Annotated in this window: 10 protein-coding genes; 5 read left to right on the top strand and 5 right to left on the bottom strand. The window is 57.6% G+C overall.

What is annotated here, in order from left to right; translation table 11 throughout:
- Window positions 1-6: 6 nt before the first annotated feature.
- Window positions 7-2013: a S9 family peptidase gene (locus ANT_RS13465; protein ID WP_013561081.1), complete on the bottom strand. Its 2007-nt coding sequence runs from the start codon at window positions 2011-2013 to the stop codon at window positions 7-9.
- Between the two features lie 126 nt (window positions 2014-2139).
- Here ANT_RS13465 and ANT_RS13470 point away from each other — a divergent pair, with 126 nt between their 5' ends.
- From ANT_RS13470 to ANT_RS13485, 4 genes are all read left to right on the top strand, one after another.
- Window positions 2140-2823, top strand: coding sequence for a glycosyltransferase family 2 protein (locus tag ANT_RS13470; protein WP_049784916.1), 684 nt, complete (start codon window positions 2140-2142; stop codon window positions 2821-2823).
- A gap of 74 nt (window positions 2824-2897) precedes the next feature.
- A complete protein-coding gene (locus tag ANT_RS13475; protein ID WP_013561083.1) occupies window positions 2898-3512 on the top strand; it encodes a PadR family transcriptional regulator in 615 nt (204 codons plus the stop codon).
- Window positions 3509-4258, top strand: coding sequence for an ABC transporter ATP-binding protein (locus ANT_RS13480; protein ID WP_013561084.1), 750 nt, complete (start codon window positions 3509-3511; stop codon window positions 4256-4258). The genes ANT_RS13475 and ANT_RS13480 overlap by 4 nt, the downstream gene beginning before the upstream one ends.
- A gap of 30 nt (window positions 4259-4288) precedes the next feature.
- The gene (locus ANT_RS13485; protein ID WP_013561085.1) at window positions 4289-6844 is read left to right on the top strand and encodes an ABC transporter permease; all 2556 of its coding nucleotides are present in this window, start codon (window positions 4289-4291) and stop codon (window positions 6842-6844) included.
- A 316-nt stretch (window positions 6845-7160) separates the two neighbouring features.
- On the opposite strand, the gene ANT_RS13490 is transcribed toward ANT_RS13485, so the two are convergent.
- Window positions 7161-8033 carry an aminoglycoside 6-adenylyltransferase gene (locus tag ANT_RS13490; protein ID WP_013561086.1) on the bottom strand — a complete coding sequence of 291 codons (873 nt, stop codon included), beginning with the start codon at window positions 8031-8033 and terminating at the stop codon, window positions 7161-7163.
- A gap of 86 nt (window positions 8034-8119) precedes the next feature.
- On the opposite strand from ANT_RS13490, the gene ANT_RS13495 reads away from it, so the two are divergent.
- Window positions 8120-10153 (top strand): hypothetical protein, encoded by a 2034-nt coding sequence (locus tag ANT_RS13495; protein WP_013561087.1) that lies wholly within the window; start codon window positions 8120-8122, stop codon window positions 10151-10153.
- A 48-nt stretch (window positions 10154-10201) separates the two neighbouring features.
- On the opposite strand, the gene bfr is transcribed toward ANT_RS13495, so the two are convergent.
- The 3 genes from bfr to ANT_RS13510 all read right to left on the bottom strand — a co-directional run bounded on the left by bfr (window position 10202) and on the right by ANT_RS13510 (window position 13793).
- A complete protein-coding gene (gene bfr / locus ANT_RS13500) occupies window positions 10202-10672 on the bottom strand; it encodes a bacterioferritin (protein ID WP_013561088.1) in 471 nt (156 codons plus the stop codon).
- Between the two features lie 10 nt (window positions 10673-10682).
- Window positions 10683-11378 (bottom strand): DinB family protein, encoded by a 696-nt coding sequence (locus ANT_RS13505; protein WP_013561089.1) that lies wholly within the window; start codon window positions 11376-11378, stop codon window positions 10683-10685.
- A gap of 81 nt (window positions 11379-11459) precedes the next feature.
- Entirely contained in the window at window positions 11460-13793 is a 2334-nt protein-coding gene (locus tag ANT_RS13510; protein ID WP_013561090.1) for a PEP/pyruvate-binding domain-containing protein, read from the bottom strand.
- Window positions 13794-13801: the final 8 nt, after the last annotated feature.

The following is a 13801-nucleotide window of genomic DNA, read 5'->3' on the forward strand; positions in this document are numbered from 1 at the left end:
CGGGCATTAACCTTCCTGAAGGTATTTCTTGAACCAGCGGGCGATGTGATTGAGGCGCAGGATACGGCGGTCAGTACGCCCGTTGCGCGAAAGCCCGTGAAACTCTTCAGGGAAGCGCACCATCTCGGTTTCCACGCCCAGACGTTTAAGCGCCACAAAGACCTGCTCGCCCTGTTCAATGGGACAGCGCAAATCCATCTCGTTGTGCAGAACCAGGGTGGGCGTGCGGGCGTTGCCGATGTAGGCGATCGGCGAGCGTTCCCAGTAGTACTGCAGGGCTTCAAAGGGCGGCTGGTTGTTCAGTTCCTTCTGGAAGTGCCAGTTGAAATCGCTCGATCCCCACATGGAGATGAAGTTGCTCACACAACGCTGGGTAACGGCGGCTTTGAAGCGCCGGGTATGCCCGATGATCCACACCGTCATGTAACCGCCGTAACTGCCGCCGGTAACGCCCATGCGCGCAGTGTCGATATAGGGCTGTTGCGCCATGTAGTCCGCCCATGCCATCAGGTCGGCATAGTCGCGGTCACCCCAACTGCCATGAATGGCGCCGGCGTGGGCTTCGCCGTAGCCGCGCCCGCCGCGGGGATTGCAGAAGTACACCACAAAGCCCTGCGATGCCAGGTAGTAGAACTCGTGCATGAAGAGTTTGCCGTACTGGGTCAGCGGTCCGCCGTGGATTTCCATAATGGACGGGTACTTGCGGGAAGGGTCAAAGCCGGGCGGTTTCAAAATCCAGCCCTGCAGGTCGTTGTTGTCCGGTCCTTTGAACCAGACTTCTTCGATTTCGCCCAAATCCACGCGGTCGAGAATCTCGCGGTTGAAGCGGGTGAGCGTGCGCAGGTTGCCCGTGCGGAAGTCGTACACGGCAATCTGCCCGGGGTCGCTGAAATTGCCGTAGATTCCCGCCATGCGGTCCTGCCGGGAATCCACCGTGTGGGAGTGGAATACCCCGCCTTCGCCGATGAGCGTCTCCAAGCCACTGCCGTCGCGGCGGATGCGCATCATCAAACTGGAGCCGTGCAGTACCACCGGGAAGATGAGGCTTTCGCCATCGGCGCTCCACACCGGGCGGTTGGTTGCCGCCGCGCCAATGTCGTTAATCGTCCAGGAACTGACGTGCAGGTCGTACTTCTCCGTCAGATTGACCGGCGGCTGAGAGCCGTCCACCGGCACCACCCACAATCCCTCGTTGCGGAAGCCTTCATCGGCGCCTTCCTGCGCGTAATACGCCAGATATTTGCCATCCGGCGAAAAGCGCAGGGAAGATTTACTGCCTACGGGAGTGGGCAGTTTGCGTGCTTCGCCGCCCCGCGCCGGAATGATGAAGATATCCTCATACTCCGGAGTAGAATCGGGGTCTTCACTGCGGTTGGAGATGAAGGCAATCCACTGCCCATCGGGCGACCATTCGGGCGAGCGCTCGTCCCAAACGGGATGATCGGTCAACTGCATGGCTCTGCCGGTACCGGCGTCCATCACCCAGAGATGCCAGCGCTCTTTAGGCAGGTAGCCGTAGCCGTCCAGTTTGTAAAACAGACGCTCCACATGGCGCTGAGGCGTGCCCAGCGATTTGCGCTCGGGATCTTTACGGCGCTGAAGTACCTCTTCATCGGTCTTGCGCACGGTCAAAAGCAGTTTCCTGCCATCCGGCGACCAGAGGATTTCGCCAATCTCCCCTTCGATTTGTCCCAGCGGGCGGGCTTCGCCGCCGCCAAAAGGAATGATGAAAAGGGCAGGCGGTTTTTCCTTATCCAGACGGTTGGAGAGGAAGGCAATTTTGTTGCCATCCGGCGACCAGACGGGATGCACGTCGGTGTGATCGCCCACGGTGAACTGGAAGGCGCTCCCGCCGCGGGTAGGCACCACCCAGAGGTTGGAGAACTTCTTTTCGTTCTTGCGCTCCACTCGCTGAACCGAAAAGACGACATGCTCGCCGTCCGGCGAAATCTGCGGGTCGGCAAGCACCTGAAAACGATATAAATCTTCTGCGGTGATGAGTCGTTTTGCCATGATGTATCCTTATCCGAAAAAGAATGGGAGAAGTGCTTTCATTGTACTCCGAATCCGCCGGGAGCGGTTTGGATTTTTTCCGGTTTCATGTTATCCTTGAAGCCCATCCCCATTCCCGAGGAGACTATGACGTCCGACCATTCTCCCATCCTTGCCCTCATTCCTGCCCACAACGAAGCCGCGCGCATTGCGCCGGTGATTGCCGGAGCGCGTCAGCACCTGCCGGTGCTGGTGGTGGATGACGGCTCCACGGATGACACCGCCCGTGTTGCCAACGCCGCCGGCGCCGAAGTGGTGCGCCAGACCCCCAACCGCGGCAAAGGCGAAGCGCTGAAGACCGGCTTCCGCTGGGCGCTGGAACGCGATTTTGATGCTGTGCTGACACTGGACGCCGACGGACAACACGACCCGGCAGAAATTCCCGCCTTCCTGGAAAAATGGGCGCAAACCCGCGCTGACTTAATCATCGGCGCGCGCGATTTTCGCCAAATGCCCCTGCACCGCCGTCTTGCCAATACCAGCGGCACCTGGCTGTTCTCGTGGGCAGTGGGGCGTTCCATCCGCGATAATCAATCCGGCTACCGGCTCATCTCCCAACGCCTGATGGAAGAGGCGCTTGCCAGCGCGCACGGCGGGTTTGAGTTTGAGGTGGATATGATCGTCATCTGCATTCAGCGCAATTACAAACTGGAGTGGGTGAACATCCGCACCATTTACGGAGATGAAAAAAGCCACATCCAGCCGTTCCGCCATGTACAGGGCTTCATCCGTTTAGCGCTGGCAACCCGCCGCTTGATGAAGCAAAAGTGAATCCCAACTCCCTTGACAAAAAATACTCATCTGTTTACTATTTTCATAAATTAGTAAACGGGTGAGTATTTTCTATGTCTGTTCGCAACGCCATTTTAGGACTGCTCTGCCAGCGCACCCGCTACGGTTACGAAGTGCTTCAAGCCTTTCAAGCCGTGGCAGGCGGACGGGAAACCTGGGATTTGAAACCTGCCCAGGTGTACACCACCCTCGCCCGTCTGAAAGACAGCGGACTGGTGATCGAAGAATTTCCCGATGGAAACGAAGACCCCGCCAAACGCCGCTACACCATCACCCCGGCAGGCAAAGCCGAATTACAGCGCTGGTTCGAAACCCCCGTGCGGACAGAACATCAGCGTGATGAATTTTTCCTGAAACTGATGCTGGCACTGGCAACCGGCGAAGCTGACCCGCGCCGGTTAATTTACCTGCAACGCGCCAACCTGTTCCAGGAACTGCACCGCCTGACCGCTCTGCGCATGGAACTGGACCCGTATACCTCGCTGGCGCACATCCTCTTGCTGGATCAAGCCGTGATGCACGTGGAAGCCGACCTGCGCTGGCTGGAAATGATTGAAGCCCGCCTGGACGAGGTGCGCAAACAACCCATCCCTGAGCCGGAACTCCGTCCGAGAGGCAGACCGAGCAAACAGGAAAAACTCACTACCAGTTTGAAGGAGGAACAATGAGCAACCCCATCGTATCTACCCAAGCCCTGACCAAAGTGTACGGGCAAGGCGCCGCCGCCGTTCGCGCTCTGGATGGCGTGAACCTGACCATTCAACCGGGCGAGTTTGTTGCCGTTATGGGACCCAGCGGGTGCGGAAAATCCACCCTGTTGCACCTCATCGGCGGGCTGGACCGCCCCACCTCAGGCACTGTCTGGCTGGACGGACAGGACCTGACCCAATTAAATGATGACCAGGTCACATCCATCCGCCGCAAGAAAATGGGCTTCATCTTCCAGTTCTTTAACCTGATTCCGGTGCTGAACGCGCTGGAAAACGCCGCCCTGCCGATGATTCTGGACGGCATGCGCCCCGCCGAAGCCCGCAAGCGCGCTCAGGAATGGCTGGAACGGGTAGGACTGGGACACCGGCTGACCCACCGTCCTTCGGAACTCTCCGGCGGCGAGCAACAGCGGGTGGCAATTGCCCGCGCGCTGGCAAGCGATCCCGCGCTGATTCTGGCGGATGAACCCACCGGTAACCTGGATTCGCGCGCCTCGGAAGAAATTGCCGGTCTGCTGAGACAAATCTCCAGCACCTGGGAACGCACCATCCTCATGGTGACGCATGACGCCCGCATCGCTGCTTATGCCGACCGCATCGTTTTCCTGAAAGACGGCAAAGTGGTGGATGAGACCATCCTGGAGCACCGCAACGGCGAGCAGGCGGAGATGGTGGCAGACAAGATGAAAGAAATTGGCGATTAACCGTGCTTTAGCCGTACAAAGGAGTGCAGGATGAACCTGTATCTGACCCTTGCTTTACGATATTTGAGCGGGCGCAAACTGCGCACCGCGCTCACCACCCTCGCCATTGTCTTTGGCGTGATGGTGATTTTCGGCATGAATACCTTCATGCCCACCTTTGTCAAGACCTTCCAAACCCAAGCCATGGCGGCGGCTGGACAGGTCGATCTGACCATCACCCAGAAAACCGGCGAAGCCTTTGAGCCTGCCGTGCTGGACAAAATTCGCGCAGTGGATGGGGTGAAAGTGGCTACCGGCGCGCTGGAGCGGTTAATCAACCTGCCCGCGAACTACGTGGATAACGACCCGCAAACCCCCGACCGCATCACTGCGGTGATTCTGAAGGGCATCGTCCCGCAGGAATCGCGTCAGATGATTGCCTACAACATTGTTGAAGGGCGTTTCCTGGAAGAGGGCGATACCAGCGCGGCGGTCATCACCCGCTCGCTGGCGCGCGAGTTCGGCGTCAAACTGGGCGATACGTTGAGCCTGCCCACCGCCATCGGCTTGAGCGACCTGACCATCGTAGGCATCCTGCCCGAGCAGATTCTGCCCGGCAACGAAGTGGTGCTGGTGCCGCTTGCCGAAGCTCAGCGTCTGACCAACATGCCCAACAAAATCAATGTGGGGGATGCCAACCTCGACTCAATGGATGAGGCGCGGCGCAATGAAATCCAGCAGAACGTGCTGAAAGCCATTGGCGATGCCTACAAAATCGGCGCGCTGGAAGCCGGCTCGGAGATTCTGACCAACATCCGCAATGCGCAGTCCATCTTCAACCTGATGGGCTTTCTGGCGCTGGTGATGGGCGGATTTATCATCTTCAACACCTTCCGCACCATCATTGCCGAACGCCGCCGCGATATCGGCATGCTGAGGGCGCTGGGCGCCAGCCGCAGTGCCATCCGCTGGATTATCCTCACCGAAGGGCTGGTACAGGGCGTCATCGGCACGGCGCTGGGTTTGATCTTTGGCTATCTGTTTGGAGCGTTTACGCTCAACCTGACCACGCCGATGTGGCAGCAGTACCTCAACTTAAACGTGAGCAGTCCTGAAATTTCACCCTCGCTGGTACTGACCTCGATCATCCTGGGGGTGGGAATTACCATCCTCTCCGGGCTGATTCCGGCAAACTCGGCTACGCGCATCACGCCGCTGGAAGCTCTGCGCCCCTCGCTGGGGAGCGTTTCCTTCAAACGCATCGCCGGCATTTCCTTCTGGACAGGCGTGGTTCTGTTCGCCATTGCCGTTGGACTGCTCTTTACCGGCTCCATGCAGTTTATCAGTTTTGGCGCCATGCTTTTCGTCGGCGCGATTATCCTCATGGCTCCAGCACTGGTCAATCCCATTTCGGTGATGTTCGCCACCCTGCTCACCCTGCTCTTTGCCCGTGACGGCACCGCCCACCTGGCAGAGGGCAACCTGAGCCGCCAGCCCGGGCGTGCCACGGTCACCGCCTCAACCACCATGATTGCCCTGGCGGTGGTGGTAATGATGGCGGCAGTGCTTTCCTCGGTGGCGCTGACCTTTACGCGCATCATGGAGAAGAGTTTGGGAAGCGATTACCTCATCATGCCGCCCACCCTGGCGGTATGGGGGTCGAACACGGGCGCCGCGCCAAACCTGGCGGAAGAACTGCGGCAGGTGCCGGGGGTGGCGGTGGTCAGCACTCTGCGCTTTGCCGCCACGCAGATTAAAGACATATCCGTGGGGATTCTGGGCATCGAACCGGGCACTTACCGGCAGTTGGATTTGCTGTCCTTCGCCGAAGGCGATGCCGATGCGGCATACCGCGCCATGGAAAATGAACGCGCCATGATTATCAACGGCGTGCTGGGGGCGGCGGCAGGCATTCAGCCCGGTGACGAAGTTGAACTGCTTACCCCCAAGGGGAAGCAAACCTACCGCGTGGTAGCGCTGGCAACCGATTACCTGAACGCCAAAACGACCACAGCGTACATTTCCCAACACTTCATTGAAGAGGACTTCGGGCGCAATGAGGATATCTTCTTCCATATCAACATCACTCCCGATGCCGACCGGCAAGCTGTGGAAAACGCCTTTACGGGCATTTTGAAGAATTACCCGCAGTTCAAACTAGTGGACGGGAAGAAATACGTGGAAGAAAACGCCCGCCTGTTCGATGCTGTCTTCCTGGGAATGTACGTGATGGCGGCATTCCTCGCCATTCCCTCGCTGATTGCCATGGTGAACACGCTGGCAATTGGCGTGATTGAGCGCACCCGCGAAATCGGCATGCTGAGGGCGGTAGGCGCCATCCGCCGGCAGGTGCGGCGCATGATTCTCTCGGAAGCGCTCATCCTCTCCGCCATCGGCACGGCGTTCGGCATTCTGGCAGGACTGTACATGGGTTACATGGCAGTGAAAGCCTTTGAAGCCATGGGCTTCCCGATGGAATACCTCTTCCCCGGCTCGGGTATCCTGATTGCCATTGCCGTGGGCATCCTGTTCGGCGCACTGGCGGCGATTGTGCCTGCCCGTCAAGCCGCGCGGCTGGATGTGGTGGAAGCCCTGCGCTACGAGTAAACTGCCTGGATTAACGTCAAAGCCCTCCCGTCTGAAGTTGACGAGAGGGCTTTTTTATGTCACGGCAATAAGTTCAGAATGTTTCAAACATGTAGAAACGAAGGCGTATCTTTTTTGTGCCTTTGCGGTGATGCCTGCCAGTGCCGTTGCAATTGCTTAGCACTCCCGAAAGGGCGAAAGTGCCCCAAATGGGGGAAAGCAGACTTCCTGCAGGACTAGTGAGGTGTGAAGACATTCGCCTCGACAGGCTCGGCGAACGCCCGGAGTAAGCCACTACCCCTAGACGTTACTCAGGGTGCAGACACGTGTGCATTTCCTACCCCTCCAGCGAAGTTGCCGTGCGCGGCAGAGCGCGCACCTGAAGCAAAAAAGCGCTTACCTTTGAGTCTTCTTCCTGAGGATAGGTCAAACCAAAGCGCTGTGCCACCACCTGCGCTGTATCACGGAAGAGATCGGCCATGGCAAACAGCGCGTTCCAGGTGCGCCGGGGGTCGGCATCGGCGTAGGTTGCCAGCAAGCGCGCCCAGCGTTCCGGCTCGAGATATTTGCGGTAGTACTTGCCCTCTTTGCCGGGGTTGACCTGAAAATCGGTGCGCATGCCGATATACCAGCGCAGAATGGCGAACAACTGCGCGCGGCAAACCTCCATCATGGCTTTGGCATAGGTGATTTCCTCGCGCCACAAGCCTTTGGCAACGTATGTGCTGACCCACCAGAACTCGTTACAGCAGTCGGCAAACTGGCGCGGAGTGGGCGGCTTGGGCAGGTAATCGCCTTCGTGCGGAGGCGGAAAGGGTTCGATGATGCCGTCCTTATCCAGCAACAGCACGCTCAAACTGTCGCGTCCGAGTTCAGACAAACGCTGAAGCGGGTGAATGGTGAGGTCAATGCGGTTGCCGTCGGTGAACTGCATGAGATAAACGTAAATATCGGTGGAAGATTCCTCCACGGGGTAGCCCATCTCTTCGGGGACTTGAACAATCATCAGATCGCCGAAGCAGCGCATCCAACTCCGATCCTGTTTAAACGGCGCATCATCGGTGACCACAAAGACGATATCGAAGTCCTGAAAGAAATCGCGCGGGGCATTGGGGTTGGCGCGCGATCCGTTGAGAATCACCGCCCGCACACGCTCGTCGTTGCGGGCAAAGGTGAGAATCAAATCCATCATTTCCTGTTCGGTGCGCATGGCGTTGTCCTCCTCTGAAAGGATACTACGGGACTTGCCAGCATGGAAGACAAAAGGGATGTGATAGAATCACCCTGTTTGCGCCTATGCTGAAGATTCGCTTCTCCCGTTCATGGCTTTTTCCCCTTGCCCTGCTGGCGGTGAGCATCCTTGCCTACGGATTGCAAGCCCCCTGGCTGGGGTACTATCTGGATGACTGGATTATCCTCGCCGCCTATCACTCCCATGGGGCGCAGGGACTGATGGAATATGCCTTTCTGGGGAACCGCCCATTGGTCTTCTGGTTGTGGTGGCTGGGATTCCAAATCCTCGGCGAAGCCCCCCTGGGCTGGCAGTTGTGGGCACTGCTCTGGCGCTGGGTGACGGTGGTTACCGCCTGGCAGGTCTTGCAGTTGCTCTGGCAGAATCATCCGCGCCGTAACGCGGCAATGGCTTTGCTCTTTGCCGTGTATCCGCTCTTCAAACAGCAACCCACGGCGCTGACTTACAGTTTCCACTGGATTTGCTTCTCCCTGTACTTCGTTTCTCTGATTGCCATGATTCGCGCCGCCCGGAGCCGCTCACATTATCTATTTCTGTCATGGTCGGTAGCGGGAGTGCTGACAGGCGCGGTGCAGATGTTTTCGCAGGAATTTTTTGTCGGGCTGGAGTTGATGCGCCCGCTGGTGCTGTTCTTCGCCCTGGAAGGGGAACTTCCCTTCCGTCAACGGCTCAAGCGCACGCTGATTCAGGTTCTCCCGTATGTCCTTCTGCTGGGCGGATTTGTGCTGTGGCGCTTGCACTTCATGCCCACACCGGGCAGTGACCGCAATACCCCGGTCATCCTGCTCAACCTGATGACTTCTCCCATCCCCACCCTGCTCACCCTGGTCAGCCGGGCGATGCAGGACATCGTCGAGGGGATGATCAGGGGTTGGACGCAGACGGTTGTGCCTTCTGCTTTTGCCTTCCAGCCCATCTCCAATCTGCTGGCTTGGGGCATTGCCCTGATCAGTGGAGTCATCGCCGCGCTGGCTTTGCGAAAAATTTCGGACTCACCTTCTTCTGGAAGCCAATGGCATCTTCAAGCCCTGCTTCTCGGCGGGGCAGCACTGCTGGGCGGATTTGCCCCCGGCTGGGCAATCGGGCGCTTCATCACCGATACCGGCACGCTCTACAACGACCGTTTTGGACTGGCAGCCATGTTCGGAGCATCTATCCTGCTGGTGGCTTTTCTGGATTGGGCACTGCGTCCTGGAAAGCCGCAGAGGATTCTGGTGAGTCTGCTCATCGGGCTGGCAACGGCCCAGCAAGCCCGCACGGCTACGCTGTACCGCTGGTCATGGGAAGAACAGCGACAGATTTTCTGGCAGTTAAAATGGCGCGCACCGGACATTCAGCCCTACACTGCCGTGTTTGGCAATGGCGCGCTGGCGCAGTTTATGGGGTCGTGGGCAAATATTTCAGCGATGAACTTGCTTTATTTCCAAGACATTCCCGACCCGGCTTATACCTGGTATTTTGACCTGTACCGCTATCCCGTTGCACGCTTCGTCGAGGAAAAGGGCGAAATTACCGACGAGAAAAACTTTCTGGAGTATCGCGCGCCGGCAAGCCAGAGTGTGGTCATCGTCAATGATGTGGTGGAGAATCAATGCCTCTGGCTGGTCTCTGAAGCCGACCGGCACAATCCTTACCTGGAAGAAATCGTGCGCACGGCACTGCCTCTCTCCGATCTTTCCCGCATTCTACCGGAGGGAACCTCTCCCGTTCCCACAGAAATCTTTGGTGCAGAACCGCCCAAAGACTGGTGCTGGTACTACCAGAAAGCCCGGCTGGCAGAGCAACACAGCGACTGGCAAGCCATGATGGATTTATGGGATGAAGCCAGTCTGCAGGGTTATAGCCCGCACAATGAACCGGAGATGGTGCCTTTCATCCTGGCGGCGGCACATACCGGCAACTGGGACAAAGCACTGGAATTCACCGACAAAGCCTACTACCCCTCTTTTGTGATGCACGATTACCTGTGCACCACCTGGCGGCGCATCCGCGATGAAGTGCCCGATTCGCCGGAAAAGCAAGAAGCCCTGCAACAAGCCATTGCCGATTTCGACTGCTTGAGTATCATTCGCCCGTAAAAAAAACCGCCCCAGCGATGCGGGGCGGCGAGAACGGGCAGGTTCTCTTCAGTCCTCCAGTTGCTGGCTGAGGTAGTTTTCCAGCCCCATCTGGCGGATCTGATCCAGTTGGGCTTCCAGCCAGTCAATGTGATCCTCTTCATCGTTCAAAATGCTTTCCAGCAGGGCGCGCGAGCCGTTATCGCCCTCTTCCACACACAAGCGCACGGCTTGATTGTAAGCCTTGACGGCGTCCGCCTCGGAAGCGTGGTCTTTCTCCAGCATTTCGGCAACGGTTGCGCCAATGTGCATGGGGTTTAACTGGCTGACCACCGGCATGCCTTCCAGGAACAAAATGCGCCCGATGAGTTTTTCGGCATGTTTCATCTCGTCAATGGCGCGTTTCTCGATGACTTTGTGCAAGCGGTCAAAGCCCCAGTTAGCGCACATTTCAGAGTGCAGGATGTACTGATTGATCGCGGTCAGTTCATCTGCCAGCAGAGCATTGAGGGTTTTCAAAACGCTTTCTTTGCCTTTCATGGTTTACCTCCTACAGCAGTTCCACAATATGTCCGATATGATCCATTTCGTGCCAAAGAGCACGGCGCAGTAGTTTGCGCGGGCTCCACAGTTCGCCATCCACACCCAGCACTTGTTTTGAGCCAGCCAGAGAAGGCAACACCTCCATCAAACGCTGGCGCACCACCTCCAGCCGCTGGAAAGGATCTTTGGGCAGAGACGAACGCTCGCCCATCAACCCAAAGCGGTTGAGATACCACCACTCGGCAGTAGCCACATGCGCCAGAATGCCGCGGATGCTCCAGCGCTGTCCTTCGTAGGTCTGATCAAGTTTTTCGGCGGGCAAATCGCGCACAATGGCAAGGAGATCGGCTCGGCTCCAGGAGAGCAAATCCAAGCCGTGCCTGACCTCTTCTTCAGTCAATGGACGCCAATCATCGCGGAAGAAGGAATTGATTTCTAACCCTTCGGGCACCACTTCAAAGGCTTCATTGATGCAGTACACTTCCCAGGTTTCCACCAGACGCAAATCCAGGTGGCTCATGTTCAGGCGCGGCTCTCCGGCATGGCGGTTGACCCAATGCTCATAGCGCACCAGTGCCTGCGGCATATTGAGCAGAGCTTCACTGCCATCTCTGCCATAGGCAAATGCGCCGGGGTAATCCAGCGCCCAGGCAATCGAACGGCGACTTTCAAAACCGTTTTCCAGTCCAATGCGAATCAACATGGGAAGCCTCCATCCATCATTATAGCATAACTTTTTATACAATCCCGTAGAGAGTGGGATGATTTTGTCGTGGTGGAAATGTCAGGCGTTCTTCGGTTCTAAATACGCCACTGCATAGGATTTCTCATCGCTCATCACCAGACGCAGATGATGTCCGGGACGGAAATCTGCTACACGAATGAGGCGCAGAGCAGGCAGAATGCGCGCATCCACCTGAATGAACTGTTCCACGCGGTTGGGCGAACCATCGAAAAAGCGGCGGTTGAAGACGCTCTGAGGATCATCCAGCACAATTGCCAGCGGGTAAATTTGAGACTCGATCAAGTCCTGGAAGAAGTGCGTCCCCAAAGAAGGTTCGGGCGCGCTTCCTACCCCCTGCCCGGAAAGTTCCACCAGCGCGCGGGTGTGGTAGATATCGCCGTAGTTGACTGGCACCCCCAAATCGGAGTTGGCGCTTCCCCAGCGTCCGGGACCCACACAGATGAAACGCTCGTTCTCCAGCACGGCGTTCAGGCGGGCAATGGTGCGCACCAGCAGATTGCGCAGGTCCATACTTTCCAGCTGGAAGTAGCCTTCCGGCGGGACGTACAGCACATAATCAATTCCCGAAACCACCCCTTCCGGCACCACAAAGCGTGTCGAGAAGATGATATCTTCCGGTTGCAAATTAACCGGCAAACTGACGACCTCGGTGGGCATCAGACTGGACTGCGGGCGGCACTGCAGAATGGTAATACAAAGGTGCGGCTGAGTATGATCGGCATATTCGATGTTCAACGTAAATTCAAGATCCACCGGAGAATGGTAGTTTTTTTCCAGCGTCTTGAGGATATGGCGCATCTTCTCGGCAAAGTCGGTGCGCTTGAGCAATTCCTCAAAGGTGATCACCAGATGCCGCGGCGTGACATCCAGCAAAGCACTGCGCAGAGACTCAAAATAGCCGTCACGATCCACCTGCGCCAGATAGCGCAGAGGCGGGTAGCGCGCATCCAGCACCTCATGAACAGGCAAAGACTTGAAGACGTTATCCTCCAGGTCAATCAGGTCCACATACTGTTGAGAATAGCGGCGCACCTGTTTCGGGTCGGTCGAAGGGCGCAACAACGGATGACTGAGCGCCACCAGGCGGGGATAATCGTTGCCCACACGGTCCACCGCGCGCGTTCCCAGTCCCCACACCAACCGCACGAAGCCATCCTCGCGGCGAATTTGCGGCGCCCAGCGGTACAGGTTGCGGCTGAATGCCACGCCGGCGGCGTGTGGCATGAAATAGCGCCCGTAACGCTCACCTTCCACCACCTGAAGCAGAATTGCCATGCGCTCATCATAGTCCTGCAGGCGTTTGCTGCGCCGGTAGAGCAATGCCCCCGGGTTAAGCGTAGAGGCGTACACACGGGTAATGCCGCGCACCAATTCGCGCAGGTTCTGCTCTACATCGCCCTGATTGGGCAGGAAGACGCTCTCGTACTTCCCGGCAAACGAAGTGCCGAAGTTGTCTTCCAGCAAACTGGATGAGCGCACGATAAGCGGCTTTTTGCCAATACGCGCCAGCAAATCGCGCAGGTGGTCCAGAATATCTACCGGAAATTGTCCGGACTCAAAGTCGCGCACAATTTGCGGGTAGTCGGTGCGCATTTCCTCTTCGCTCTTGTACTTCTGGTCGTTCCAGCGCACCAGATTGTTGACGGTCATGAAGGTATAGAAGACATCCGAGCCGATGAAGTACGAATCCGGCACGTTGAGGCACTCCAGAATCTCGGGGTCACCCGAAGAGCGCAGAATGCGCAGTGCCAGCAACATGCCTGCGGCTTTACCGCCGATGCGTCCGGTGCCAATTTTGCGACGGCGAATTTCCGCCAGATCCTCTACCGTAAACCACTGCTTGGCAACGTCCAGGTAGCCCAGTTGGTCGCTGATGAGGGTGCGGATGATGACCACCTTGTTCTCTTTCAGGCGGGCTTCCAGGGGAGCGCGCTGTTCCGGCGGCATGGATTCAATGCGGAAGGCTTCCTCGAAGACCAGTTCGAGCGGCGCAAGTTCGGGGTTAAACGAAAGCGCCTGGTCTTCAAAGGTCACCCCGCGTTCGCGCAGCACCTCCCAAACCAGTTGCTCAAAGAGTTCGTAGGAAAGATATTGACTGAACAGATAATCGGTGTGATGATCGCGCACCCGCTGAAGGCGCAGTTCCCACATTTCGGCGGGTTCTTCGCCGTAGGGGTCGCGCAAGCCCTCCCATTCCTGGGTCTGAATGGCTAGTGCACGGGCTTGTTCTTCAAATTCAAGCGGGGTGATGATGCCCCGCTCGAAAAGTTCGCGGCGCATGCGCGCCCGAATGCGCCCCGCCAGCACCGGGTACTGACACAATGCTAGATAGATACGGAACTGCCGTCCCGGGTGCGAGCCGTGCGTGACCATCTCACTCC

It is taken from the genome of Anaerolinea thermophila UNI-1, assembly GCF_000199675.1.
GTDB lineage: Bacteria > Chloroflexota > Anaerolineae > Anaerolineales > Anaerolineaceae > Anaerolinea > Anaerolinea thermophila.